Source organism: Pseudomonas sp. C6002 (assembly GCF_013385805.1).
Classification (GTDB): Bacteria; Pseudomonadota; Gammaproteobacteria; order Pseudomonadales; family Pseudomonadaceae; genus Aquipseudomonas.
In genome coordinates this window covers 123467-149754 of sequence record NZ_JACAPH010000013.1, presented here as the reverse complement: position 1 = coordinate 149754, position 26288 = coordinate 123467, and the positions used below count along the sequence as shown (strand labels likewise).

24 protein-coding genes are annotated in these 26288 nt (G+C 57.9%); 10 read left to right on the top strand and 14 right to left on the bottom strand.

What is annotated here, in order from left to right:
- Positions 1-8: 8 nt before the first annotated feature.
- Together HX817_RS08200 and HX817_RS08195 are read right to left on the bottom strand one after the other, a co-directional pair.
- Positions 9-1361 (bottom strand): heavy metal sensor histidine kinase, encoded by a 1353-nt coding sequence (locus HX817_RS08200; protein ID WP_177040091.1) that lies wholly within the window; start codon positions 1359-1361, stop codon positions 9-11.
- The gene (locus HX817_RS08195; RefSeq protein ID WP_003218936.1) at positions 1361-2041 is read right to left on the bottom strand and encodes a heavy metal response regulator transcription factor; all 681 of its coding nucleotides are present in this window, start codon (positions 2039-2041) and stop codon (positions 1361-1363) included. Before HX817_RS08195 ends, HX817_RS08200 begins: the two co-directional genes overlap by 1 nt.
- 156 nt (positions 2042-2197) lie before the next feature.
- On the opposite strand from HX817_RS08195, the gene HX817_RS08190 reads away from it, so the two are divergent.
- Positions 2198-2722: a plastocyanin/azurin family copper-binding protein gene (locus HX817_RS08190; protein WP_177040090.1), complete on the top strand. Its 525-nt coding sequence runs from the start codon at positions 2198-2200 to the stop codon at positions 2720-2722.
- Between the two features lie 57 nt (positions 2723-2779).
- The gene (queF, locus tag HX817_RS08185) at positions 2780-3610 is read left to right on the top strand and encodes an NADPH-dependent 7-cyano-7-deazaguanine reductase QueF (protein WP_177022890.1); all 831 of its coding nucleotides are present in this window, start codon (positions 2780-2782) and stop codon (positions 3608-3610) included.
- Positions 3611-3736: 126 nt separating this feature from the next.
- On the opposite strand, the gene HX817_RS08180 is transcribed toward queF, so the two are convergent.
- Together HX817_RS08180 and HX817_RS08175 are read right to left on the bottom strand one after the other, a co-directional pair.
- Positions 3737-4003: a DUF4404 family protein gene (locus HX817_RS08180; RefSeq protein ID WP_008437612.1), complete on the bottom strand. Its 267-nt coding sequence runs from the start codon at positions 4001-4003 to the stop codon at positions 3737-3739.
- Between the two features lie 110 nt (positions 4004-4113).
- Positions 4114-4725, bottom strand: a complete 612-nt coding sequence (locus HX817_RS08175; protein WP_008437613.1) for a hypothetical protein — start codon at positions 4723-4725, stop codon at positions 4114-4116.
- A 195-nt stretch (positions 4726-4920) separates the two neighbouring features.
- Between HX817_RS08175 and HX817_RS08170 the strand changes: the two genes are divergently transcribed.
- From HX817_RS08170 to rssC, 3 genes are all read left to right on the top strand, one after another.
- On the top strand, positions 4921-5610 hold the full coding sequence (locus HX817_RS08170; protein WP_008437615.1) for a VacJ family lipoprotein: 690 nt from the start codon (positions 4921-4923) through the stop codon (positions 5608-5610).
- A 346-nt stretch (positions 5611-5956) separates the two neighbouring features.
- The gene (rssB, locus tag HX817_RS08165; protein ID WP_003218921.1) at positions 5957-7138 is read left to right on the top strand and encodes a two-component system response regulator RssB; all 1182 of its coding nucleotides are present in this window, start codon (positions 5957-5959) and stop codon (positions 7136-7138) included.
- Complete coding sequence (rssC, locus tag HX817_RS08160) at positions 7138-7620, top strand: anti-sigma factor antagonist RssC (protein WP_003218919.1); 483 nt, start codon at positions 7138-7140, stop codon at positions 7618-7620. Before rssB ends, rssC begins: the two co-directional genes overlap by 1 nt.
- Before the next feature lie 200 nt (positions 7621-7820).
- Here rssC and tal read toward each other — a convergent pair whose 3' ends face one another.
- The 6 genes from tal to HX817_RS08130 form a co-directional block, all read right to left on the bottom strand.
- On the bottom strand, positions 7821-8747 hold the full coding sequence (tal, locus tag HX817_RS08155) for a transaldolase (RefSeq protein WP_008437618.1): 927 nt from the start codon (positions 8745-8747) through the stop codon (positions 7821-7823).
- 302 nt (positions 8748-9049) lie between these two features.
- Positions 9050-10045, bottom strand: coding sequence for a tRNA dihydrouridine(20/20a) synthase DusA (gene dusA, locus HX817_RS08150; protein ID WP_177040089.1), 996 nt, complete (start codon positions 10043-10045; stop codon positions 9050-9052).
- Positions 10046-10238: 193 nt separating this feature from the next.
- Complete coding sequence (locus tag HX817_RS08145) at positions 10239-12278, bottom strand: hypothetical protein (RefSeq protein WP_177040088.1); 2040 nt, start codon at positions 12276-12278, stop codon at positions 10239-10241.
- A 175-nt stretch (positions 12279-12453) separates the two neighbouring features.
- The gene (locus tag HX817_RS08140) at positions 12454-13398 is read right to left on the bottom strand and encodes a toll/interleukin-1 receptor domain-containing protein (protein ID WP_177040087.1); all 945 of its coding nucleotides are present in this window, start codon (positions 13396-13398) and stop codon (positions 12454-12456) included.
- 100 nt (positions 13399-13498) lie between these two features.
- Positions 13499-14260 (bottom strand): hypothetical protein, encoded by a 762-nt coding sequence (locus HX817_RS08135; protein ID WP_177040086.1) that lies wholly within the window; start codon positions 14258-14260, stop codon positions 13499-13501.
- 402 nt (positions 14261-14662) lie between these two features.
- The gene (locus HX817_RS08130; protein ID WP_167410166.1) at positions 14663-14800 is read right to left on the bottom strand and encodes a hypothetical protein; all 138 of its coding nucleotides are present in this window, start codon (positions 14798-14800) and stop codon (positions 14663-14665) included.
- A 226-nt stretch (positions 14801-15026) separates the two neighbouring features.
- Here HX817_RS08130 and HX817_RS08125 point away from each other — a divergent pair, with 226 nt between their 5' ends.
- Positions 15027-15260 carry a hypothetical protein gene (locus HX817_RS08125; protein ID WP_003218911.1) on the top strand — a complete coding sequence of 78 codons (234 nt, stop codon included), beginning with the start codon at positions 15027-15029 and terminating at the stop codon, positions 15258-15260.
- An 87-nt stretch (positions 15261-15347) separates the two neighbouring features.
- Here the strand turns inward: HX817_RS08125 and HX817_RS08120 are convergent, their stop codons facing one another.
- Positions 15348-16535, bottom strand: a complete 1188-nt coding sequence (locus HX817_RS08120) for an MFS transporter (RefSeq protein ID WP_003218910.1) — start codon at positions 16533-16535, stop codon at positions 15348-15350.
- 170 nt (positions 16536-16705) lie between these two features.
- Here HX817_RS08120 and HX817_RS08115 point away from each other — a divergent pair, with 170 nt between their 5' ends.
- From HX817_RS08115 to HX817_RS08100, 4 genes are all read left to right on the top strand, one after another.
- Positions 16706-19513: an ATP-binding protein gene (locus HX817_RS08115; protein WP_008437634.1), complete on the top strand. Its 2808-nt coding sequence runs from the start codon at positions 16706-16708 to the stop codon at positions 19511-19513.
- Positions 19510-20709 carry an EAL domain-containing protein gene (locus tag HX817_RS08110; RefSeq protein WP_102368407.1) on the top strand — a complete coding sequence of 400 codons (1200 nt, stop codon included), beginning with the start codon at positions 19510-19512 and terminating at the stop codon, positions 20707-20709. The genes HX817_RS08115 and HX817_RS08110 overlap by 4 nt, the downstream gene beginning before the upstream one ends.
- Positions 20710-20833: 124 nt before the next feature.
- On the top strand, positions 20834-23731 hold the full coding sequence (locus HX817_RS08105) for an ATP-binding protein (protein WP_087693699.1): 2898 nt from the start codon (positions 20834-20836) through the stop codon (positions 23729-23731).
- A 28-nt stretch (positions 23732-23759) separates the two neighbouring features.
- Positions 23760-24407 carry a response regulator gene (locus tag HX817_RS08100; RefSeq protein ID WP_017477281.1) on the top strand — a complete coding sequence of 216 codons (648 nt, stop codon included), beginning with the start codon at positions 23760-23762 and terminating at the stop codon, positions 24405-24407.
- Here the strand turns inward: HX817_RS08100 and HX817_RS08095 are convergent, their stop codons facing one another.
- From HX817_RS08095 to HX817_RS08085, 3 genes are read right to left on the bottom strand one after another with little or no spacing between them, the layout of a single operon-like run.
- Complete coding sequence (locus HX817_RS08095; protein ID WP_003218900.1) at positions 24408-24902, bottom strand: fimbrial protein; 495 nt, start codon at positions 24900-24902, stop codon at positions 24408-24410.
- Positions 24899-25366, bottom strand: coding sequence for a fimbrial protein (locus tag HX817_RS08090; RefSeq protein WP_003218898.1), 468 nt, complete (start codon positions 25364-25366; stop codon positions 24899-24901). Before HX817_RS08090 ends, HX817_RS08095 begins: the two co-directional genes overlap by 4 nt.
- Before the next feature lie 10 nt (positions 25367-25376).
- Complete coding sequence (locus tag HX817_RS08085) at positions 25377-26288, bottom strand: fimbrial protein (protein ID WP_256348246.1); 912 nt, start codon at positions 26286-26288, stop codon at positions 25377-25379.

Below are 26288 nucleotides of genomic sequence, written 5' to 3'. Positions count from 1 at the left end.
AGCTTGCATCAATACCCCTGCGGCAACTCCATCACAAACCTCGCCCATCCCGCCCCCGACTCACAGAAAATCCGCCCCCCATGGGCCCGCACAATCGACTGGGTAATCGCCAAACCCAGCCCCGCATGCTCGCTGCTCCCTTCATGACGCGCCGGATCTGCCCGGTAAAACCGGTCAAACAACCGTGGCAACAATGCCTCGGGAATGCCTTCCCCGGTGTTTTCCACACTCAGCGTCACGCCTTGCATCCCCTCGACAATCCGCACGCTGACTTCGCCACCCGGCGGGGTGAACCGCAACGCGTTATCCAGCAGGTTGGAAATCGCCCGGCGCAACATGCTGCGGTCACCTGAAGTGCTGGCGCTGCCTTCCCGAACCAGCCGCACCTGGACGTCCTCCGCCAGCGGTGCGAAAAACTCCAGCAATGCCTCCACCTCGTCCGCCAGCACCAGGGTTTCGCGCTTGGGCACCAGCAGCCCATGGTCCGCCTTGGCCAGGTACAGCATGTCGTTGACCAACTGCGCCATCCATTGCAGTTCTTCCAGGTTGCTGTGCAGGGCTTCGCGGTAGTCCTCCAGCGCCCGTGGCTGCGTGAGGATGACTTGGGTCTGTGTCAGCAAATTCGACAGTGGCGTGCGCAGTTCATGGGCGATGTCGGCAGAAAACGCCGAAAGGCGCTGGAAGGCATCGTCCAGGCGGCCAAGCATCGCGTTGAAGGACTGGGCGAGTTCCGCCAGTTCGGCGGGCATTTGTTCCTGGGGCAGGCGTTGGGTCAGGGAGTGGGCAGAGACGCCGCTGGCGACTTCGCTCATGCGCCTCAGCGGTCGCAACCCGCTGCGGGCGGCCCAGGCGCCGAGCAGGGCGGTGGCCAGGGCGGAAAGGCCGACGGTCAGCCAGATCAGATGCTGCATGCGTTGCAGGAAGTGTTGGTGATGGGTGATGTCGAGCATCAGCGTCAGGCGTGGCGATTCGCGATTGCCAGGTACCAGGGGCACGTTATACACGCGGTAATCGGTCCCGGCATTCTGCAAACTGTGCAGGCCAGGCTCCTGCGGCAGGGCGATGCCCGGGGCGCCGTCGAACCAGCGCCGGTCGCCTGCGGTGATGCGCAAGGCCAGGTCAGGCTGGCGATTGAGTTCATCGCGCAGCTTCCCTTCCCGCAAGGCGAATAGCTCAGGCGTGTCCGCACCCTGCAAGGTACTGCGCAGCGCTATCAGCTTGCCGTCGAGCAACTGCTGGTCCAGCTCGATAAAGTGCGCCTCGCTGGCATGGTTGAACAGCACGCCGGCCAGCAATGAAACCACGGCGGTACAGCCAGCAAACAGCAGTGCCAGGCGGCTGGCCAGGGAAATCCGTTTCATCAACTGAACCGCTCCTCAAGCACGTAGCCCATGCCGCGTACCGTATGGATCAGCTTGTTGGGAAAGTTGTCGTCGACCTTCAGGCGCAGGCGGCGGATCGCGACTTCGATGATGTTGGTATCGCTGTCGAAGTTCATGTCCCACACCTGGGAGGCGATCAGCGACTTGGGCAAGACTTCGCCCTGACGCCGCAGCAGCAGTTCCAGCAGGGAAAACTCCTTGGCCGTCAGGTCGATGCGCTGGCCGTCGCGCTCTACCCGGCGGCGGATCAGGTCCATGCGCAGGTCGGCCAGTTGCAGGCTGGTTTCCTGGGGGGGGCTGCTGCCACGGCGCAACAGGCTGCGCACCCGGGCCAGCAGTTCGGAGAAGGCGAAGGGCTTGACCAGGTAATCGTCGGCGCCCAGTTCCAGGCCATGCACCCGGTCTTCCACGGCGTCCCGCGCGGTAAGGAACAGTACCGGCATGTCGAGCCCGGCGTTGCGTACGGCCTGGAGGATCTGCCAGCCATCGCGACCTGGCAGCATCACATCGAGGATCAACAGGTCGTAGTCACCGGTCAGCGCCAGGTGCTGGCCGCTGGTGCCGTCGGCCACCAGTTCGGTGTTGAACCCGGCCTCGGCCAGGCCCTGGCGCAGGTAGTGGCCGGTTTTCGGTTGGTCTTCGACGATCAGCAGTTTCATGGGCGGCTCATGGTTTTACGGGAACACAGACGTTATACCGCGCACATCCGGCGGCCGGCTCAAGCTGACAAAGTTGTAATCTGGCCGTCAGCTGGCTGGCAGCGGCGCGTTCGTAAAGTGTCCCACAGACTGATTCCGAACCTTTGGAGTGTGAGCATGTTTTTACGTAAATCCTGGTTGTTGGCGGGCTGCCTGATGGCGCCGAGTCTTCCGGCGCTGGCTTCCCCGGCTGAAACCTTCGCCTTCGGTGAGGCTGCGCCCGCCGCCAAGGCCACGCGCACGGTGGAAGTGGTGCTGCAGGACATTTCCTTTTCGCCCAAGGCTATTGATGTAAAAGCCGGTGAGACCGTGCGCTTTGTGCTGGTCAACAAAGGCCAGTTGCTTCATGAATTCAACCTTGGCGATGCCGCCATGCACGCAGCGCATCAGAAAGAGATGCTGCAGATGCAGGCCAGCGGCATGCTGACGGCGACCGGCATGGGCAAAATGGACCACAGTGCGATGGGGCATGGTGATATGGCAGGCATGAAGCACGACGACCCCAACAGCGTGTTGGTAGAGCCAGGCAAGACCGCCGAGCTGACCTGGACCTTCACCAAGGCCACCGGCTTGGAGTTTGCCTGCAACATTCCGGGGCATTACCAGGCGGGCATGGTCGGCAAGCTGACCGTCAGCCAGTAAGCCATTGACGGGCAAAGGCGGGTAGAATGGCGGCGTTTATTTAGCCAGGTTTCCGCCATGCATCCCGCAGCCGAACATTCGCCGCTGGGCAAGTCCAGTGAATACATCTCCACCTACACCCCGTCGTTGCTGTTCCCGATTCCTCGCGCCGCCAAATGGGCCGAGCTGGGCCTGAGTGCCGAGACCCTGCCGTATAAAGGCGTGGATTTCTGGAACTGCTTCGAACTGTCCTGGCTGCTGCCATCCGGCAAACCCGTGGTGGCCATCGGTGAATTCAGTATCCCGGCCGACTCGCCGAACATCATCGAGTCGAAGTCGTTCAAGTTGTACCTCAACTCGCTGAACCAAACCGCGTTTGCCGATGTGCAAAGCCTTGAAGCGACTTTGCGCACCGACCTGAGTGCAGCGGCCGGCAAGCCGGTTGGCGTGCGCATCCGCAGCCTGGGCGAGGTTGAAGCCGAAGGCGTGGTCGCGTTGCCGGGTGTGTGCATTGATGACCTGGACATTACCGTCAGCAACTACGAGCACCCGCGCCCGGAACTGTTGCGTTGCGACGATTCGCGCGTGGTGGAGGAGAGCGTCCACAGTCATCTGCTCAAGTCCAACTGCCCGGTGACCAGCCAGCCTGACTGGGGCAGTGTGGCGGTGGAGTACCGCGGCGCGGCGCTGGATCATGCCAGCCTGCTGGAATACCTGGTGAGCTTCCGTCAGCACTCGGACTTCCATGAGCAGTGCGTGGAGCGGATCTTTCTCGATCTGCAGCGCTTGCTCAAGCCGGAGAAACTGACGGTTTATGCGCGCTATGTGCGGCGTGGCGGACTGGATATCAACCCGTACCGCAGTACTGAAGAGCAGCAGTTCCAGAACCTGCGCCTGGCTCGACAGTAGCCTTCACCCAAAATAAATGTGGGAGCGGGCTTGCTCGCGAAAGCGGTGTATCAGCCAGCATATGTATCAGCTGACGGACCGCATTCGCGAGCAAGCCCGCTCCCACATTTGATAGGTGTCCGACTATTAGATCCCGATGTTGCCCAGGGTCACCACAATATTGCGCAAGGTCCCGGCAATGCCCGGGTGCTCCAGTTCGAAGCGTTCTACCGCCAGGTTCACACCGTCGGCGATGCTTGGATCCTGAATGGCACCTTCCAGTGGCTCCTGAACTTCCAGTTCAGCAATCAAATCTCGCAGCTCTTCGCGCTGTTCGAGGGGCATTTCTGGATTCTGATCCAATTGCTCGCGCAAAATTTTGACCTGTTCTTGCAGTTGTTCGCGGGCAGGCATGGCGTTCTTCCTTTTATCGATAGGCACTGACATAGACCGCGGCACGCCGGGAAAGGTCTATGGGCTGACCTGTAGATTAATCCACTGGCGCCGACTGTGCATGATCTCGATCAGGGCTTCTCGCCCTTAAGCTGGCGCAGACTGATGTCGGCCAGGCAGGTCTGCAGTTCGCCCAGGTGGTCAATCACCGAATGCACGCCCAGGCCATAGAGCGCGACAGTGGCTTTGGCGCGCTTATGCTCGCGTTCCTTCTCGGTGAGTGCTTGCCATTGCTGCGGCGAAAGCCCGCACAGTGAGCCACAGGACGCCAGGCCGATGGTCCACAGCCCGGCATTGAGCCCCGATTGCAGCAGGCGTGGCTCGCCGCTGACCAGGACGCAGCCTTCCAGGCGTTCGATATTCAGTTCCATCAGGGCCTGCCAGCAGGCGTGAGGCGCCGGCCAGCGGGTGGAGGAGGGCTTGGCAGCCTTGATCCAGCGGGGTAGCCCGGCGGCCAGCGGTGTGGAAACCGACGCCGGCAACTCGTCCAGCCATGCACAAGGGACGCGCTGTTCTTCGAGGCTGCGCAGGATCTTCAGGGCGCCGACAGTGGCATGGGTATCGCTGGAAGGCGCGGAGTCGGCGCGGGCCTGGGAACCAAAGTCCACCAGGCAGCCACTAAGCCCGAACAGTACGGCCGTCAAGGACGGGGTGCTGGCACTAACAATCTCGGCGTGTGGCATTTCGACGTCCCTGAAATAGCAGTGACGCTACCGGACTTGGGTGACAAGCAAGTTACACCCGCAGCAATTGTAGGAATTTTGTGCATTTGCTGAATGACATTTCTGCAAGGCTGCCTAATCTGACACTTCCGTCATATACTGACGGCCTCATTCAGGGCATAGCGCCCATGACAGACCATTCAAGGAGTTCAAGCTATGCGCTGGAGCCAATGTCTAGCTCAGCTGTCCGTATGTGCGAGTATTTTGCTGGTTCCTTTCGTAGCCCAGGCGGCCTCGGAAGATGATCCATGGGAAAGCGTCAACCGCCCGATCTTCACCTTCAACGATACCGTTGATACCTATGCCCTCAAGCCATTGGCTCAAGGCTATCAGTTTGTGACCCCGCAGTTCGTGCAGGACGGGATCCACAACTTCTTCCGCAACATCGGCGACGTCGGCAACTTTGCCAACGACGTGCTGCAACTCAAGCCCCACGCTGCAGGCGTCGACACTGCCCGCTTGCTGATGAACACCACGTTCGGCGTGCTGGGTTTCGTTGATGTCGGCACCAAAATGGGGCTGCAACGCAACGACGAAGACTTCGGCCAGACTCTCGGCTACTGGGGCGTCGACAGCGGTCCTTACGTGATGCTGCCACTGCTGGGCCCAAGCACCCTGCGTGACGCGCCGTCCAAGTATGTGGACAGCTACACCCAGCCGTACCGCTACATGAACGATATCGGCTGGCGCAACAGCACCTTCGGCCTGAATATCGTCGACACGCGTGCCAGCCTGCTGTCCTCCGAGAAGCTGATCAGCGGCGACAAATACACCTTCATCCGCAACGCCTACTTGCAGAATCGCGAGTTCAAGGTCAAGGATGGCAAGGTTGTAGACGACTTTTAAGCCCCAGGCTTGAAAGAAGAAGGCGGCCCTCGGGTCGCCTTTTTTGTGGGCGGCATTCGAGGTTTATCCGTGGGTTACGTGCTTACTTTAAGTCGCGGTTTTATGCGTTCTTATAACTACTGGTGATTTGCGATGTAAAGACGCCCGGCGACCATCGCCGTGAGCTTGAAACCCCTGGCGGATGGGAGTACCGTCTGCGCCTTAGAAGGGCACCTCTGCTTTACCTTTGTGCGTCGGCAATAACTCGGCGTTTTGTAGGACAGAGAGGCTAGAAAGCGAATCCAGTAGTAAGCCCGGCCATTGTCGAGCTGCCTACGCCAACCTAATTCTGGCGCCGTTTGCCCACATGCAGAAAACCAGTGCCACGCTGCTGATAATCGATGACGACGAAGTAGTGCGCGCGAGTCTTGCGGCCTATTTGGAAGACAGTGGCTTCAGCGTCCTGCAGGCCAGCAACGGCCTCCAGGGTCTTCAGGTATTCGAGCGCGACAAGCCCGACCTTGTGATCTGCGACCTGCGCATGCCCCAGGTGGGCGGCCTTGAGCTTATCCGCCAGGTGACCGACATCGCCCCGCAGACGCCGGTGATTGTCGTGTCCGGTGCCGGCGTGATGAACGATGCCGTCGAGGCCTTGCGCCTCGGCGCTGCCGACTACCTGATCAAGCCCCTGGAAGACCTGGCTGTGCTGGAGCACTCGGTGCGTCGTGCCCTGGATCGTGCACGGCTGCTGCTGGAAAACCAGCGTTACCGTGAAAAGCTCGAAACCGCCAACCGCGAACTCGAAGCCAGCCTGAACCTGCTCCAGGAAGACCAGAACGCCGGTCGCCAAGTGCAGATGAACATGCTGCCGGTGAGCCCGTGGAGCATCGACGAGTTCAAGTTTGCCCACCAGATCATCCCGTCGCTGTACCTGTCGGGTGATTTCGTCGACTACTTCCGCGTTGATGAGCGGCGTGTCGCGTTCTACCTGGCCGACGTTTCCGGCCACGGCGCCTCCTCTGCATTCGTGACCGTGTTGTTGAAGTTCATGACTACACGGCTGTTGTTCGAGTCCAAGCGCAATGGCACCTTGCCGGAGTTCACCCCTTCGCAAGTGCTGGGCCACATCAACCGGGGCCTGATCAGCTGCAAGCTGGGCAAGCACGTGACGATGGTCGGCGGCGTGATTGATGAAGAAACAGGTCTTTTGACCTACAGCATTGGCGGTCACCTGCCATTGCCGGTTTTATACACTCCAGACAGTGTGCGCTACCTGGAAGGGCGTGGTTTGCCGGTTGGCTTGTTCAATGAAGCCACCTACGAAGACCACATCCTGGAATTGCCGCCGACGTTCAGCCTGACGCTGATGTCCGACGGTATCCTGGACCTTTTGCCAGAGCCTACACTCAAAGAGAAAGAAGCCGCCTTGCCCCAACGGGTCAGGTCGGCGGGCGGCAGCCTGGATGGCCTGCGGCAGGTTTTTGGATTGGCCACGCTAGGGGAGATGCCGGATGATATCGCCCTATTGGTGTTGAGCAGGAATCTTTGATGAGTACCGGAAGAATCCAATTCGCCGAGCAAGACGGGACTTTTGTCCTGAAGTTTGTCGGTGAAGTGCGCCTGACCTTGTGTTCGGCGCTGGATGCGACGATTGAGCGGATCTTCACAGCCTTGAATTTCTCGGCGATCGTGATCGATCTGACCGAAACCCGCAGCATCGATAGCACCACCCTTGGGCTGTTGGCCAAGTTGTCCATTCTGTCTCGGCAGAAGGTCGGACTGCTGCCGACCGTCGTCACCACCCACGAAGACATCACCCGTCTGTTGCAGTCCATGGGCTTCGATCAAGTGTTCAACATCGTTGACCGCCCGATCCCGTGCCCGGAATGCCTGACCGACCTGCCGTCCCAGGACCAGTCCGAGGAAGTGGTACGGGTCAAGGTACTGGAAGCCCACAAGATCCTGATGGGCCTGAACGACTCCAACCGCGAGGCGTTCCACGACCTGGTGAATGCGTTGGAGCGGCACTAATTTCCAGCTGAAACACTGTCAAAGTGTGGGAGGGGGGCTTGGTCCCGAAAGCGGCGGGTCAGTAGTGAATGTAGCGACTGACGCCCTGTATTCGGGAGCGAGCCCCCTCCCACATTTTTAACTGAGTTCGGCTCGAAATCGGCTAATACAAAAAAAGGGCGGCACCCTCACAGGTGCCGCCCTTTTTGTCGCCGCCGTTTTTAGAGCTTGGCGGTCAACAGCGCTTCGAGTTTTTCCTGGTCGCGGGCGAACTGACGAATGCCCTCGGCCAGTTTCTCGGTGGCCATTGCATCTTCGTTGGATTCCCAACGGAACTGCGCTTCGGTCAAGTGCACACGAGCTTCGCCCGCATGGCCTGGCGACAATTTGCGTTCCAGCTTGCCGTTGTCGGCTGCGAGTTTTTCCAGCAGGTCCGGGCTGATGGTCAGACGGTCGCAACCAGCCAGCTCTTCGATCTGGCTCAGGTTACGGAAGCTTGCACCCATTACCACGGTCTTGTAGCCATTGGCCTTGTAGTAGTTGTAGATGCGCGTCACCGACTGCACGCCCGGATCTTCGGAGCCGGTGTAGTCGTTGCCGTTGGCCTTCTTGTACCAGTCGTAGATACGGCCCACGAACGGCGAAATCAGGAACACGCCGGCTTCGGCGCAAGCCACGGCCTGGGCGAAGGAGAACAGCAGCGTCAGGTTGGTCTGGATGCCTTCCTTTTCCAGCTGCTCGGCGGCGCGGATGCCTTCCCAGGTGGAAGCGATCTTGATCAGCACGCGGTCACGGCCAATGCCGGCCTTGTCGTACAGGTCGATCAGGCGATGGGCGCGCTTGAGTACCGCGTCGGTATCGAACGACAAGCGGGCATCCACCTCGGTGGAAATGCGGCCGGGCACCACTTTCAGGATTTCCTGGCCGACGGCTACCGCGAAACGGTCGCTGGCCAGGCCTACATCGCCGTTGCAGTCGGCAACAGCCTCGTCCAGCAGCTTGGCATAGCCTGGGATCGACGCGGCCTTGAGCAGCAGGGAAGGGTTGGTAGTGGCGTCTTGCGGCTTGAGCTTGGCGAGGGTAGAAAAATCGCCGGTATCGGCTACTACAGTGGTGAATTGCTTGAGTTGTTCCAGCTTGGAAGTCATGGGCGTGCTCTGTCCTGTGGGTCTGATGACATTACCCGAGCGCTGACAGCCGCTCAAGGGCGCAAATGCATTCGATCGTTTGCGAGGGCAACAACCTGAAAACAGCCGTTTGAATCACCGGCCAATGCTCAATAGGAGGCCAAAACAGCCAGCAGGTTCAACCCAACTGCCCGATGACCACCCGATCAAACGGTGGGAGCAGTCTTGCCCCATCTTCCTGACATCCCCCCATCCAGATGTGGGAGCGGTCTTGCTCGCGAAGGCGTCGTGTCAGCCACCCAATAAACCCACTGACACCCAAATCACCGCCCCTCCAGCAACTCCCCAGCCTTATCCAGCAACGCCAACGGATCACTGGCCTTATGAATATCCACCGACAACAACTGCCGAAACTTCCGCGCCCCCGGGAAACCCGTCCCCAGCCCCAGCGCGTGGCGCGTGATGTGATGCATCGAGCCACCTGTCGCCAGGTGTTCGGCAATATAAGGACGCAACTGCGCCAACGCCTCGGCACGGGTGATCACAGGTGCCGTGCTGCCAAACAGCTGCTGATCCACCTCGGCCAGCAGATACGGATTGTGATAAGCCTCGCGGCCCAGCATCACGCCGTCGAAGGTCTGCAAATGCTCCTGGCACTGTTCGAGGGTCTTGATGCCGCCGTTGAGGATGATCTCCAGTTCAGGGAAATCCTGCTTCAACTGGGCGGCAACGTCGTAGCGCAAGGGCGGGATGTCCCGATTTTCCTTCGGTGACAGCCCTTCCAGAATGGCGATTCGCGCATGCACGGTAAAACTGGTGCAGCCCGCGTCCTTCACCTGGCCAACGAAATCGCACAGCTCGGCGTAACTGTCCCGGCCGTTGATGCCGATGCGGTGCTTCACCGTCACCGGGATCGAGACCGCGTCCTGCATCGCCTTAACGCAATCCGCCACCAAGGCCGGGTGGGCCATCAGGATTGCGCCAATCATGTTGTTTTGCACCCGGTCGCTGGGGCAGCCGACGTTGAGGTTCACCTCGTCGTAGCCAGCGTCCTGGGCCATGCGGGCGCAGGCGGCCAGGTCCGCGGGGACGCTACCGCCCAACTGCAAGGCGAGTGGATGCTCGGCCTCGTTGTGGCGCAGGAAGCGTTCATGGTCGCCGTGGAGGATTGCGCCGGTGGTGACCATCTCGGTGTAGAGGAGGGCGTTTTTGGACAGCAGGCGCAGGAAGAAGCGGCAGTGTCTGTCAGTCCAATCCATCATGGGTGCAACGCTGAAGCGACGGGACAGGGCTTGCGGTGGCGCTATGTCTGAGGGCATTGGGATCTGGGACGGAGATTTCGAAGGGTTAGCAGTTTATCAGTAATGGGTTAGAGGGGCTGGGGTTGATCGTGCGAGGCTAGATCGATGTTAAATAAATCTGTCCCCTTTCCCTCGTTTTCCCCAACCGTTTCGAGTACCCCGCGGACATTCTGTTGAGAGGAGGGGTGTCAGTGCCCCCCCTTCCAATAAGCTACAATCCTCTAATTAGGTCTTTATAATCATCAACATTGAGATGTTTGCTTGTTATCAGGTTGCATTTTAAATAAATCGAAGACCCTGCGGCATTATCCACAGCCTTAAAATTCATCCCTCTAAGTGCAAGGATTACTTGAACAGGACTTGAAAGAGCTCTTAAAAAACTTAAGGTCGAGGGTGTATCTGCATTCCACTGGTCATAGAGTAGTATAGAGTGGTCTTGTTTTTCATCACCGTATTCTATTTCAAAGTGGCGTTTTGAGAAAAACCGAGATATGACAGAAATATCTGTGAAGTATATGTTAGAAATTTTTTCCAGCATCGCATGAGGAAGTCCCCCAACTACGCAAGGAATTATCTCGTCATAGGATACTTGACGACCGAAAGCGGCACTTATCATTTCAGGATGAAACCTCAAACCGGCGACTAGCCTTTCAACCTGAGGTATATCATTGCGAGTTTGTTTAAGGTAATTATGGATTGCAACAGGGCGCCCCTCACAAAGCCATCTATTTTTACACTCCATAACGAACAGCTTATTTTCCCAAAGGACTAATGTGTCATATTCATATTCGCCTTCAGGTTCTGGAAACTTTCTTTTATAACTTACAGCTTCAATGCCGTTCGATCTGAATATGTCTTTAAGCGTATTTTCTAATCCTGCGCCTTTTAATTTGAATTCGCCTTTACGGCTTAGGATGTTTGATGCAATGGCTCTGCTGATCACGCTACTCAAAAGTATATCTGAAACTACGGCGTAGCCGCTTGAGGTTTTTATAAGTGGGCTGTCGAATAAATCTCTAGATTTTCGGTGAAAAGTTACGTTTTTAATAAAGTCTGTAGCGGCGTTTTGTGACATGCCTTTAGACTGAAGATAGGTCAGAGCTGATTCTCTACTGAAGGTTAAAAGCTCAGAGTCTTTAGGCTTATCTTTTGCTGCAGAAGAATGTAGTTCTATGCAATACTCTCTCAAACCGCAAAATCCATCGATCCATTCAGTTAGTTTTAATCCTTCGTAAATTGTTTCATCTTCCGTAATGTCATAATTCAAAAGCATTGAAAGAGAATATGAAGCGAGATAATGCTCCCTAACGGAGTTTGAGCCGGTAATAGCTGCCGTCGCATCAAGGATCGAGTTTAACTCTTTGTCTTTTCTTAGTGAGAAGAAGTTTGAGGATTCTCTTGTGTTGTTTCTAGTGCCCGCAATATAGTCGAAGATTTCTGCGTCAGTGTTTTTCCCAAATTCAATTCCGAACTTAAAATTTTCTGGTGGGTCAGCGTACTCATCTTTATGGCGAATTAAAAAGTCGCGTCCAAGGAAGCGAACTTGTTCTTGCAAGTCATCAAAAAGTGCCCAGATATTTGCATTGTAAAATATCGATCCGGACTTGAATATCTCCGATTCAGAAACCTCAACTTTATCAGGGATCACCACAGTATCTTCGTCGTCAAACCAGCTATTGCGGTAAGCCTCCATTAAAATCGCAGAGCCGAGTGCTCCTACTTGCTGGGCATGATATGACGACGGGTCGACTGGTTCGCCAGACTCTCCAGTTACAGATATGCTGCTAAATAGAACTGGTTCGGATCCGAGGAATTGCTCTTCAATCTTTTTTTGTAATATGTTAGCGTCGCCAACGTACCAATTTAATACCGCCCAGGCTCTTGTTTTAGGCACGAGGTCCTTCAGCGCCAAGAGTTCACCCTCAAATGCTAGAATTTCGCTAAAACATTCATCTATGATACTAAAGAAGTTGAGTTTTTTCTTGAATTGCTGGATGTTACTACCATCAGTTTTTAGCTGGAGGTAGTTTGTTAATTCATTGAATAGCTCGTTTCGTTTATGTGCCTTGTCTAAGTTTTTTCGCTTATTTATTAATGAGTCGCACCGCATTACTGAGTCGAGGAGTTCTAAGGGGTTTTTATACCATGGAAACTTATCTATTTCCTTTTTTAGCAGCTTCCAAGATAGTTTTGACAAGGCTTTATGTACGGCTGCCTCGGGAATGTCCGTCGACTGAGGAATTAATATCACAGCAAAAGCTCCTTAATTTAGTGATAAGAGTGGATGTCTTCAGGCGCAGCAGTACGCGGCTAAGCAAAAAATGTTTTTTCGATCTCGATCAATCGCGTCTGAGTTGAAAATCCAGCGCGTTAACCAGGCGACCCGAATACTTATTTTTTATATCCGAATCCACCGGGGTGTAATATCAGCTTAGCGTTCGTCGCAAGGAGGCTGAAACATGGTCAATAGAACACTCTCCGCCTATAAACCATGTTGTGCGGATACTTCCACTATCCCTTAAAGTTCTTAAAATATGGTCAACCAGAAATGGACTAATCTTCAGTTGTTCTTTCAAATCTGAATTGCTTCTTATGCCGGAGTTGACAATCAAAGAGACCAGTGCGCGTGTATGTTCCGCATAGGATGGCACATGCTCTCGCGCGTAGAGTTCGAATCCAGCATCATTAACGGAAACTCCGCGCAATGACCCCGAAAGATCTTGCTGCCAATTTATAGCGCCATACTCAGTGAGATATTCTAAAGAGTCTCTTAACGTTTGTTCCGGAATTACAAACTCGCCATTTTTTTTAAATGCTTCAGGTCCGACCATCGAGTGTCCGCTTTTCAGCGCAGCTTCGCACGCCAACCTAGTTACTAAGCTATCAATGTTGTTTTGACCAGCAACGCCGCCAGCTTTGAATTGAGTAACATAAGAAGGCGGACTACCAAGGGGGGGCTTATCAGAAGCGCCAAATATAGTGGCTACTATTTCATTAAATGAATCTTCGTAAGTGGAAGAGTTTTTGAAGCTCACCCATTTTGTAGATTTCAGTGCTTGAGGAACTTCGCAATCGTCCAGTACAACCGGAATGATCCTCGTGCCTTCACTGATTTTATTCACAACCGCGAGATCAAGCTCCTCGCGAACCCAAGGCTTATTTACGCTATGTTTTGAAAGTACAACTATTACGGCCTGAGCAGCCCCAAGCCCTTCTTCAAAGATTTTCTTGACGAGGCTGTCGCCAACTTTGATTTCCCATTTATCAACCCACGCATCTATTCCATTAGATATTAATCGCTCGGCAAATGGCATGACAAAACCTAACTTGTCTTCACTGGCGTGACTTACAAAAACTTTGGGGGCGTCCATGTAATATTCCCTATCAGGCAAAAGTTAAAAAATCACTTACTTCGATAGCGTATTTCCATTGCGATACTGTCTAGTTAGCTGCGATATATGCGTATGCGCTTCATGCTTCATGTGAAGTTATTGGAGCTAATATTGCTACGTGGTGATCCACTTCGTAAGAGATGCCGCCGCCGAACTTGTAGTCTTCTATATGGGATTTGAGTTCTGTCGAGTCAGACTCATATAGTGTGAATCTGTATTTCTTACTAAATGATGCGGATTGTGGCTCGGCTAGGACTTCAAGATTTACTACGTACTCGCCGGGCGTCCAAATAAATAAACGGTTGAATAATTCAAGGAAGGGCTTAATTAACTCAGGATCTGCAATCACTGGTTGATCGCTGTCTTTTGCGCGGGCATTGATTTTATTTCGAATGTCTTTAATTAGCGCCGCCTGGCCTTCACGAAAAAGTTTTTCAGTACTGCGATCGAACCAAGTCAAAAAGTTAGTTCCGTGATCCCACGCTTCACCTGGCTTTAGTGAAAATGGAATGAAAAGGACAGAGGTTTTCGATGAGGGAGTTTCGTAGTAGTTTTGAGCCGGAAATACGCCGATTGATACGCCATCTCTAGAGACTGAAGTTTGTAGCGAGCGAATTCTTAGATCGCGTCCGCCGGTGTTTCTGACGCTTACAAACATTCCGACGTTAGGGTTTCCTACTTTGTGAGCTATCTGAATTCTACTATGAACCTCAACCTCCAGCCTTTTAGGTCGAAGCAATAAGTGCACGGGAGGAAGTTGTGATAAGACAATTGCTAAAGCCGCAATGAGTACGGACCAAAACTGCCAATCTAAGTACAGTGGGTCTGTTGATGCTGGCATATCGCCTCCTACGGATTCTCTTCCGTCTTCTGCTTCAATCCCTGTTAGCCATCAGTGCTCACCGGCGCGAACTCATAGCCATCTAAGGTAGGCACGATGCCACTATGAGTAGCGGAATGGAAGCAGATGCCAAGCGAGGATCATGCAGCGTTGGTACAAATGTGGTACGTAAGATTTTTCGTTGCGGTGTGGGCTTTGAAATAAAGGGGTGTTAAGAAAAAATATGTCCAATCCATCATCGGAGCAACGGAGAAGCGACGGGAGAACGATGGCGTTGGTGCTATAGGTGAGGACATTAGGATCTGAGATGGATAAGGCGAAGGGCGGACAGTTTAACAGGAATGGGCGTGGTGCCGTGGTGGCCAGTGCCAGAGCTCCAGCCACCCTGGCACGGTTTTCAGCTTATTTTTTCTTTTTGTCGGGCGCCTGAGTCAGCGCCGAAGCCGCCACAGATTTCACATCCGGCGGAGTGGTGGGATCCGCCAGCAGCTTGGCTGCTTTTGAAGCGACGCTTTCACTGGTTTTTTCGTCTTTAGCCATTATTGAGCTTCCCTCTACGTAGGCCGCAGGCTCATCTAAATTGATGCCTGGTCGGCTTTAATATGTAGGGGCTAACCGTTTATATCGCCAATCAGAATATGTGCCCGGATAATTCGTCGCCAAAACGACATCAACCTGAACCGATCCTGTCCTACGGCAAAGTTTCATAATTCTCACCGGCATTGAGGCCTACGCTCAGCCCATAAGCCCAAAGGGAACTGAAAAAATGATCTCCAATCTCGTCAAAGTCGTGATGGTCGCAGGCACGTTGCTCTTGGCCGCTTGTTCGTCGGGTTCATCTGGCATGAGTAGCGACCTGAGCAGCGACCCTTGTTATTCAGGGGGATGCCAAGCGTTTGGCGACCACAGCCCCAGCAAGGCCGCCAAGATGAATTTTGGCGGCAACGCGCTGGGGAGCAGTTACGGGGAGTATGGTTCGGGGTTGATGCATGATGACTGACTGAGCGGGTGGGGCAGTCAATTACTCAGTGACTGACCCACCGCTTTCGCGAGCAAGCCCGCTCCCACATTGGATCGTGGGAGGGCTTTAGTGACCGCCTTTCATACGTCGGGCGATCAGGTAGATGCCCAAGCCTACCAGCGCCGTAGCCGCGCCAATGTAGCCCGTGCTGGTCCACCCATACCCCGCCGTAATCGCCATCCCACCGAACCACGGCCCCAGCGCATTCGCCAGGTTGAACGCCGCGTGGTTGGACGCCGCCGCCAGGCTCGGTGCCTCATGCGCAATGTCCATCAAGCGGATTTGCAGCGGCGCGGCCATGGCGATCATGGTGCCGACCAGGCCAATACCCAGCAGTACGCCCCACAGCGAACTCGCGGCGAAGGTGAAGAAGATCAGCACGGCCATCGACCACACCATAATCCAGCCCACTGCGCGAAATTGCAGGCGATCAAACAGCTTGCCGCCGGCGATGTTGCCGATGATGCCGCCTACGCCAAACGCGGCCAGACCGAAGGGGATCCACTGCGGCGAGACTTTGGTCACTTCGAGCATGGTCGGCGCCAGGTAGCTGAACACGCAAAACATCCCGGCAAAACCAATAGCGCCAATGGACAGCGCCATCCACACCTGCGGTTTGGTGAAAGCGCGCAGTTCTTTGCGCGGGTCGCTGCGGGGTTCGTCGTGGCGATCCGGCACGAATTGCCAGACCAGCGCGATGGTGCACAGGGCGATAGCACTGACCAGCGCGAACGCCGAGCGCCAGCCAAAGTGTTGACCGAGGAAGGTCGCGATGGGGTTGCCGAGCAGCATGGCCAGGGTCAGGCCCATCATCACGCGGGCGACGGCGCCAGCACGTTTGTCGTTGGGCACCATGCTGGAGGCGACCACGGCGGCGATGCCGAAGTAGGCGCCGTGGGGCAGGCCGCTGATAAAGCGGAAAGCCACCAGCGAACCGAAGGTCGGGGTAAACGCCGTGGCGAGGTTGCCCAGGGCATAAAGGCCCATCAGCAATAGCAGCATGTGTTTACGCAGCAACTTGGCGCCGAGGATCGCCAGCAGCGGGGCGCCGACCATCACGCCCAGCGCGTAGGCGCTGATGGCGTGGCCCACTTGCGGTTCGCTGAGATTGAGGTTGTGGGCGATGTCGGGCATCAGCCCCATGATGGCGAATTCGCCGGTGCCGATCGCAAAGGCGCCCACGGCCATGGCCGCTTCCATTTTGGCGGCGCTGCGCGCGGGCAGCACGTGCCCGGGTGTTTGCTGGATAGTCATGGGTAACTCTGTTTGATGAAGTGCACGAAGGACAGCCGCCGATGCTACGCAAGCAGCGACGAAGGTGTCTAGAACAGCGTGTTGCGCGAGAGTTCCATCGGCGCAAGCAGTGCGGGGCTTTGAGATCCGTCTTATTCAACTACCCTCTCGCCACGCTTACTCTTTTGGCGATGAAGCTCAAACATTTCCTGCAACCACTCGACTCTTCTTTTTCGACGCCCAAGGCCGCGCGCAAGTTGTTGCGGCTGTTTGCCCTGGCATTGGTGCTCGGCGTGTATGTGGGTGCCTACAGCTACTTGCGTGCGGCGTTGAATGAGGAAATTTCGCTACGGCGCAGTTATATGAATGAGGCGATTTCCGATGCGCAGAGTTTTTTTGTCAGCCGCCAGACGCTGCTCAAAAGCCTCGGCCTGTCGACGGTTCGTCATGTCACGCCACCCGTGGGCAACCTCAATAATGTGCCGGCCGAAGAGTTGCACATCACCTTGGGCGAGGCGGGCAATATCTGGAGCCTTTGGCTGACTAGGCGCCTGCTTGATTACCTGCAGGTCAACCAGGTCAACCTGATCTACGTCGCGCAGCGCGCCGAGCCGGTGGTGGAGCGCCTGTTTACCGTTGGGGCGGCCCCGGAGAATGTGCCGCAGCCGGTATTGCAGCGGTTGATGGCGGTGGACACCGGCAAGGTCTCGGTCAGCGATGAGTTGTGGCTGACTGAGCAGAGCCGCCTGGATTCACCGCTATACATCTTCACCCGCCTCGATGACCGTAGCCCCACGTCGGGTTGGCTCGGGCTGGAGGTGGACGGCCCGGACCTGATCAACGCCCTGCAGCATGAAAAAGCCGGGGACTTCATGTTGCTTGACGGCGCCGGGCAGCTGATTTTCAGCAGCACGCCTCATCAACCCTCGGCTGCGCAGGTGCTGCGCCAGTATCACGCCACGGCCAGCTTTGGTTGGGAAGGCAGCCGCTGGCTGCCGGATCGCTTGGCCATTCGCAAGCACCTGGGTTACTCCCAGTGGCAGATCGTCTACAGCCTGGAGCTGAGTTCACTGTTGCCCAGCCTGGCCATGCCGTTGCTGCTGTGCCTGCTGTTGTGCGCAGCGGCCAGCTTGTTGATGGTGCGGTTGGTGCGGCGCATCGATCAGCGTTTGATTATCCCGGCAGCCAATCGCATCGAAGCGCTGGTGGAGAGTGAGGCATTCAGCAGCGCGGTGATTCGCATCGCGCCAGTGGCCTTGTGCGTGCTGCGCCGCAGCGACGGCGAGGTAGTGCTGGAAAACCCCCTGTCCCGGCAATGGCTGGGCAACGGCCACGAGCGCCAGCAACTGTGTCACGGCTGGATTCGCCGCGCGTTCGATGAGTCGGAACAAAGCAGCACCGACGAGCTGCAAATGGCCGACGGTCGTCACCTGTACCTGAGTTTCGCGCCAACCCGTTACCAGCGTGAGGAGGTGCTGATCTGCGCCTTCAGCGACATCACCGAACGCAAGCAGGTGGAGTTGGCCCTGCAGCAGGCGCGCACGCTGGCGGACGCGGCGAATGAGGCCAAGACCCTGTTCCTGGCAACCATGAGCCATGAAATCCGCACGCCATTGTATGGCGTGCTGGGCACCCTGGAATTGCTTGCGCGCACCGACCTTAACAGCCAGCAGCGTGGCTACCTGAATGCCATCGAGGGCTCGTCGGCGAACTTGCTGCAAATGATCTGCGATGTGCTGGACGTGTCGAAAATCGAAGCGGGACAACTGTCCCTAGAGTTCAGCACGTTCTCACCGATCGAGTTGGTGCAGGAAGTGATCCAGGGCTACGCAGGCGCCGCCCAAAGCAAGGGCCTGCAGTTGTTCGCCTGCCTCGACCCGCAGTTGCCCGACCACGTGAGCGGGGATGTCACACGCATCCGCCAGATCCTGAATAACCTGCTGAACAACGCGCTGAAATTCACCGAAAGCGGCCGGATTGTCTTGCGTCTGCGCCTGGAAAGCCGTGAAGGCGAGCGCACGATGTTGCAGTGGCAGATAGTCGACACCGGCAAGGGCATCGCCGAGGAAGACCAGCGGTACCTGTTCGAGCCGTTCTTCCAGGTCAGCGGCAATGCGAATGTGGTCGCCGGCAGCGGCCTGGGCTTGTCGATCTGCAAGCGCCTGATGCACTTGATGAACGGCACCTTGCGGGTGGTCAGCGAACCGGGCCTGGGCAGCAGCTTTTCCTTCACCTTGCCGCTGGAGCAAGTCAACGACGACGACCAGGCTCCCTGGGCGCAGCCGCTGCTCGGCGAGCGGGTGTATGTGGTGTCGCCGGTGCGTGAGCTGGCGGAAAGTGTTGGCGGCTGGTTGCGTCGCTGGGGCGCGCGCGCGCAACTCGGTGCGCCGGAGTCCGCCGAGGCCGACCCCGGCGCGGTATTGGTCGAGCTGTATCCCGGCCCGACCGAGCCCGACCAGTTGCTGCATTGGTCCGGGCCGCGGGTGATGGCCGCGGTCGACGAGCATGGCGCTTATCCCTGGCAGATCGGCCTGAACAACCTGCAGGCGCTCAACCGCGCGGTCAGCCGCGCCCAGGGCAGCGAAGAGTTGTTGTCGCCGAGGATCAGCGAGAAGCCCACCGAGTTCAGCCTCAACCTGCGCCTGCTGGTGGCCGAAGACAACCTGATCAACCAGTTGATCCTGCGCGACCAGTTGGAAGAGCTCGGCTGCAGCGTGGTGCTGGCCGGCGACGGCATTGAAGCGCTGTCACTGTGGGGTGATACCGCGTTCGACATGATTCTCACCGACGTCAACATGCCACGCATGAACGGCTATGAACTCACCGAACAACTGCGTCGCCTGGGTTGCTCACTGCCGATCATCGGGGCCACCGCCAACGCGATGCTCGACGAAGCCGAGCGCTGCCTGAACGCTGGCATGGATCATTGCCTGGTCAAGCCGTTCACCCTGCGCGCCCTCTACCAGTGCCTGCATCGCTATCAGAGGAGGGTGCTTTGAGCGCCTATCGCGTACTCATCGTGGAAGACCATCCTTTCCAGCATGAGTACTTGATCAACGTCTTCCAGGCCATCGGCGGGTTTGACGTCGATGTGGTCTGGGATGGCGCCACCGCGCTGCAACGCCTGGCCCGACAGCGCTACGATCTGCTGCTCAGCGACTTGATGATGCCGGGGATGGACGGTGTGCAACTGATCCAGCACTTGGCCCGCATGCACGCGCCGCCTGCGCTGGCGCTGATGAGCGTGGCGTCGCGGCGCATGCTGGTGGGCGCCGGGCAGGTGGCCGGGAACCTCGGCCTGACCGTCGCCGGGCTAATCTCCAAGCCGGTGCGCGAACGCGAGGTGCGCACCCTGCGCGATTGCCTCGACAAACTCGCCGAGCAGGCGCGCACGCCGTGTTGCCACCGGGGTGTCAGCCATGCCCGGGAGAACCTTGAGCGCGCCTTGGCCAATGGTGAAATCCAGGCGTGGTTCCAGCCGAAAAAATCCCTGCATGACGGGCGCATCGTGGGCGCCGAAGCCCTGGCACGCTGGGTGCACCCGGTGGAAGGGTTATTGATGCCCGGCGCGTTTCTTGACGACATCGAGCGCCTTGACCTGGAAACCCGCTTGCTCACCTGCATTCTCGGCCAAACCCTCATCGCCCAGGCCCAGTGGGCGCAACTCGGTTACCGGCTGCCGGTGTCGATCAACCTGCCCACGCATTTGCTCGACCAGAGCGACCTGGTCGACCGCCTGCTTGCCCAGGTGCAAAGCCGCGACGCCGAACCCCGGCAAATTACCTTCGAATTGATGGAAAGCTCCACCACACGGCTGCCCAGTAACTACTACGCTGGAGCATGTCGCTTGCGCATGATGGGCTTTGGGTTGGCGCAGGATGACTTCGGCAAGGGGTTCAGTTCCTACTTCAACCTGGTGTCGACGCCGTTCAACGAGGTCAAGATCGACCGGTCACTGGTGCATGGCTGTGCCGAGAACGAAAGCCTGGCGTCGGCCTTGCAAAGCATTGTCGAGCTGGGCCGCAAACTCGGGCTGACCACCATCGCCGAGGGCGCCGAGACCCAGGCGGAGCTGGCGATGTTGCGGCGTATCCGCTGCGATCAGGTGCAGGGTTTCCTGATCTCCCATGCCGTGGCGGCGGAAAAATTCAGCGCCCTGTTAATCGAGGATGGCCCTGCGCCAGCACTTATGTGAGTGGCCAGGGTCACACAGTCAAGAAGCCCGAAGGAAGGGTCGCCCGGTCAGCCGGGCGTTATTGGCCAATGCCGGGATCAAGCATAGGCCCCATATCCTGATTCAGGCTTCTGCGGTACTGACGATGAAACATGCAAGTCTGCGCCTGGACAAGCTGGCGCAAAGCTCTCAACGCTTGAACAAAGCCCTGTTATTGCTCACGGGGCTCGCCTTGTTGCTGTCCAGCAGTTGCTATTGGGCGGTGTCGCGGTTGCTCGACGCTGAACAGGAAAAGGTCGAGTTCCACTTCGCCCGCGTGGTGGAGATCATCCATGAGCACGAGGCGTTCCTGCGCAACGTGGCCAGTGGCTACAGCCGCAGCAACGCGCCGCCGCTGCCGGCCGTGCAGTCGACCTCGGTGGTGGAGTTGCAGCACGAAGGCGGGCAGGTGGTGTTGCAGGCCAAGGGGTTTGCGATGTCGCTACCCTTCACCTTGTCCCACGCCGAGACGTTCTCGGCGGATGACACGCGCCGGGCACTGGCGTTTGGCGTGCAACTGACTGACTACTACGGCGGCTACTGGGCCAGCTCGTTTTACGCCTCGCCGCAGCTGTTCGTGTTCACCCCCAATGCCGTCGCCAGCCTGGCCGTGCCCGGCGTGGGCGGCTTGCGCCAGCACCAGCCATTGTTGCGCGAGCAGTACCGCGACGTGGTGAGCCGCTTGCAGCAACTGCAACAGAGCCAAAGCCTCCTGCTGACCGACAGCCGCGTGCGCTGGATGCGTGCGCCGCCGCAGTTGTACCAGAACAGCCGCAGCGTGGTCGCGATGATCGGCCTCGACGCGCCTGCCGCCGTATTGCCGGCCAATCAGCCTCAGGGCCTGCTCACGCTGGCGGCGGTGGTGGACACCTCGCAGGTCGACGAAATCGAGCGAGTACTGCAACTGTCGGTCTACAACCAGTTCACCCTGATCTCGCCCCAGGGCGACGTGTTGCTCGGCAGCCTCGGCGATGAACACATGGCGCCCCTGGGCCTGAGCTTCAACAGCCAGGGTTTGCGCTTTAAGATGCTCAGCGAGGGTGGAGAGCACTGGACCGGCCTGTACGCCATCAGCTATCAGGATTTCCTGCGCTACGCCAAATGGCCGCTGCTGGGCCTTGGCCTGACGTTTCTGGCGGCCGTGCTGCTGGGCTGGTGGATCAACCATTGGTACAAGACCCGCATCGTCAGCCCGGCGCAACGCGCGCAGGAGCGTCTGTTCGAGAGCGAGGCATTCAACCGCATCATGCTGCACAACGCCCCGGTGGGATTGTGCGTAGTGCGCCGCAGCGATCACCAGTTACTCCTGGAAAACCAGCGCGCGCTGCAATTGCAGGGCACCGCACCGCTGCTCGACGTGCTCAAGGCCAACGATGGCCCGGATACCCCCGGCGAGATGTGCCTGGCGGTGGAGGGGCGGTACTTGCAGGTCGTGGTGGTGGCGGCGCGGTACGAAGGTGAGGACGTGTTCCTCTGCGGCTGCAACGACATCACCCGACACGTGGACGAAGCCCAGTTGCTGACCCAGGCGCGCCAGGAAGCCACCGAAGCCAACGAGGCCAAAACCGTGTTCCTGGCAACCATGAGCCATGAAATCCGCACCCCGCTGTACGGCGTGCTCGGCAATCTGGAACTGATGGCCCTGACCGACATGAGCGAGCGCCAGCGCCACTACCTGGAAATTATCCAGGGTTCGTCCACTGTGCTGTTCCAGTTGATCAGCAACGTACTGGATGTATCGAAAATCGAATCCGGGCAAATGGCCGTGGAAGCGGCGCCGTTCAGCCCGGGCCAGTTGGTGGCGGAATCGGTGTTGGCGTTCAGCGCGACCGCGCGCAATAAAGGCTTGCAGATCGATGCCGAGATCGACCCGCTGCTACCGCCGCAACTGCTTGGCGATGCTGGCCGCATCCGGCAGGTCCTGCATAACCTGCTGGGCAACGCGATCAAGTTCACCGACTCCGGGCGCGTGCGTTTGCGCCTGATGGTGCAGCAACTACTTGACGATAAAGTGACCCTGCAATGGCAGGTCACTGACACCGGCGTGGGCATTCCGGAAAAGGCGCTGGACCAGTTGTTCAAGCCGTTTTATCAGGTAGCGGGCGACCAGGACGGCAATGGCGCCGGCCTGGGCCTGTCTATCTGCTCGCGCTTGAGTGAGTTGATGGGCGGCAGCATGCGCGTGGTCAGCGAGCCAGGGTTGGGCAGCAGTTTTTCGCTGTTCATCACCTTGCCGGTGCTTCAGGAAACCCTGCCCTCTGCGGAACAACCGCCGATGCCGCCGTGCCTGGACGCACCGTGCCTGAACGTGCGCGTGCTGGTCGCCGAAGACAACCCGGTCAGCCAGGCCGTGCTGCAAGAACAGCTCGAGGCCCTTGGCGCCCACCCCACCGTAGCGCGTGACGGCGAGCATGCGCTGCAAATCTGGGGTTCGCAGCCGTTCGACCTGGTGATCACCGACATCAATATGCCGCGCCTCAACGGCTACGACCTGGCCCGCGCGTTGCGTGAACAAGGCGTCCAGGTGCCGATCATCGGCGTCACCGCCAATGCCCTGCGCGAGGAGGGCGAGCGTTGCCTGGCGGTGGGCATGAACGCGTGGGTGGTCAAACCGCTGAGCCTGAGCATGCTGCGCCAGGCGTTAATGGCGCACTGCCGGCGGGCCACGGCCTTGCCGGTGGTGCAGGTGGACCGGGACCGTGAAGGCTGGATCGAGCTTTCCCCGGCCATGCGCCAACTGATGGCCGACACGTTGCTGGTGGATGTGCAGCAGATCGAACAAGGCCTGACGGCCGGCGATGCCACCCTCGTACGTGAGCGTTTGCACAGCCTCAACGGCGCGCTGGCCAGTGTGCGTGCCGGGGAACTGTCCAGCGCTTGTCAGGCATGGGAGAACACCCTGTACGACGCACCGCTGGATACATACGCCACCACGCAGATTCGAGGCGTGTGCGCACGGCTTACAGCGGTTGCGCAGTGCTTGCTGGCAGAGTCGCAAACTTGATGAAAGCCCATTACAAGGAAGATAAAGAATGCGAGAAATGAACGTTGTGATCGCCGATGACCACCCGATCGTACTGGTGGGCGTGCGCGAAATTGTGCAGCGTGATTCACGCTACAGCCTGGTGGGCGAGGCGGTCAGTTCCAGTCAACTGATCGAGCAGTTGCGCAAGCACCGGCCGCAAGTCCTGATCACCGATTTCAACATGCCGGGTGACGACACCTATGGCGATGGGTTGAAGCTGATCGAGTACATCCTGCGTCACTTTCCCGCGACCCAGGTGCTGGTGCTGACCATGATTTCCAACAGCCTGATTCTCACCCGCTTGCAGGAATTGGGTGTGGCCGGGGTGATCCAGAAGAACCACCTGCACGGCGAGATCGAAAAGGCCCTCGGCGCGATCAGTGCCCAGCGCAGTTACCGCGCACCGGAGCCCGCCGCGACTTCGGTCTTGGCCAATGTGACCCAGGTGCAGGCGCGCTTCCAGAGCCTGTCGCCACGGGAGATGGAAGTGCTGCGTTTATTCGTGACGGGCATGAGCGTGAGCGATATCGCGCGGCAGTTGAGCCGCAGCAACAAGACCGTCAGCGCGCAGAAGATTTCGGCCATGCGCAAGCTGGAGGTGGACAGTGACCAGGCGCTGCTGACCTATTGCATCGAAGCCCGGCAGTTTCAGTAATCAGCGGTACGTCATCTGCATCAACAGGGTGGCTTTGTAGCTACCCGCCTCGGGCAGCTCGCCCAGGGACACGGGCTTGACGCGCAGGGTCAGCGCCAACGGTTCGTCTTCTACCGGCCAGGTGCCGGTTTGGCCCAGGCCGATCCCCGGCTTGTCGGTCTTGTCACGCAATTGCACCTGCAACCCCAGGGATGGGAGATTGGTGAGCAGCACCGGGCTGACGGTGAGGGCCCGGGCCATGCCCGCCGACAAACTCAGCTCGACCTGAGCGCCCGCCTGACAGTCGAAGACCAGCGGCACATCGGTGGCGACGGTGCTGCCGTCGGCCAACTGGTTGAGGTTGACCTTGCCCAGGTCCACCTGTTGCGTACTCGGAAACCTTGCGGTGCACGGCGGTGCGGTCAGCTTGCCGCTGACGTCGATCTGCGCTTCTTCCGCCGCTTGCGCAAGGGCGGTGCTGGCTACGGCCAGCAGCATCCAGGCGAGCGCTTTCATAGGTAATTGAGGGTCATGACCATCGACGAGGTGAACGCGCCCGGCGCCAGCGTGCCGCGTTCGACCAGTTGCGCCTTGAGGCTGATATCCACGTCGCCGCTGAGGTTGGTGTATTTCTTGACGGTGCCATTGAGATTTGCCGCCGTGTTGTCCGCCCACAGCAACGACACACCGAGGTTATCCGCCGTGGTCTTGGCCACGGTGGAGGTGTAGGTGCCGTTATTGGACGTGAAGCTGACATTTAGCGAAGAACCCGACGAGCACTTCAAGCGCACCGGCACTTCCACAGTGCCGGTGGTCGCCACCTGGTCAGTACGCACGTCGCCAAATGCGGCGGTCAGGGTTGTGCCGGTACTCAATACGCACGGTGGGCGGGTGAGGGTGCCGCTGACGGTGATATTCACCACGTCGGCAGCGTGAGCGGTGCTGCTGAGCAGCATCAGGGCGAGCAGTGGAGTTTTCATGGCAAGGCCCTCATTGATAGTCGATGTTCAGCGTGTATTGGCTCTGAAACGCACCCGTCGGTGATTGCCCGGCCGCCAGTTGTGGCTTGAAGCTCAGGTTTACGTCATTGCTGCCCACGCGTAACTGCATAAAGCGTGGGGTAGTGAAGTTCACCGGGTTCAGGGTGTCGGTCCACAGCGCCTGCATGTTCAAACCTGCCAGCGAGGTGCGCGTCACACCGGTAGTAGGGCTGACTACCGTCTGGTTTGGAAGCAGGTAGACGTTGGCTCGCATCTGCGCCGAGCATTTAATTGACACTGTGGTCGACTGCATCTGGTTATTGATGTCGCTGTTGCTGATAGAGCCGAAGCGCAGGTTGACGCTGCCGGGTGAACTCAGGCTGCAGGCAGGCGGGACTACGGTGTATGAAAACCCTGTGTTAAGAAACCACTCGCCATAACCCAGCCAGTTTTCCGAGGTAACGCCCAGCAACACCCCTATCCAACGTGTGCCTGCAGTTTGGGGTGCTGTGCCCACCAGAATGTAGCGGTAAGGCACCACAGTATTAAGGGGTAGAGGCCGGCAGTAGCCGCCCAGGCAATTGCGGCTGTATTGGCCGATATTCAGATCGTATAAATAGATGTTGTTATACGGGTCGGACCATCTCAACGGGGCTTGATTCGGGCCGCTCATGTAGTTGATTCGCGTATTTAAACCGGCTGAATAGGGGAATGCGCGGCGAACGGTGCACGTGCCCTCGAAGACGATCCTGATCGCCTGGCCCGGTGTAAACGTGTAGCCGCCGCTCGGAACGCCTGGCACTGTGCAGTTGAGATTCCCTTCGACCAACGCTTGCGCCTGTTGTGAAAGGCAGCTCAATACTGCGCACAACAGCGCAAGCATCAGCCGTCCACGCACCTTATGTGTTGCTTTAACGATCAT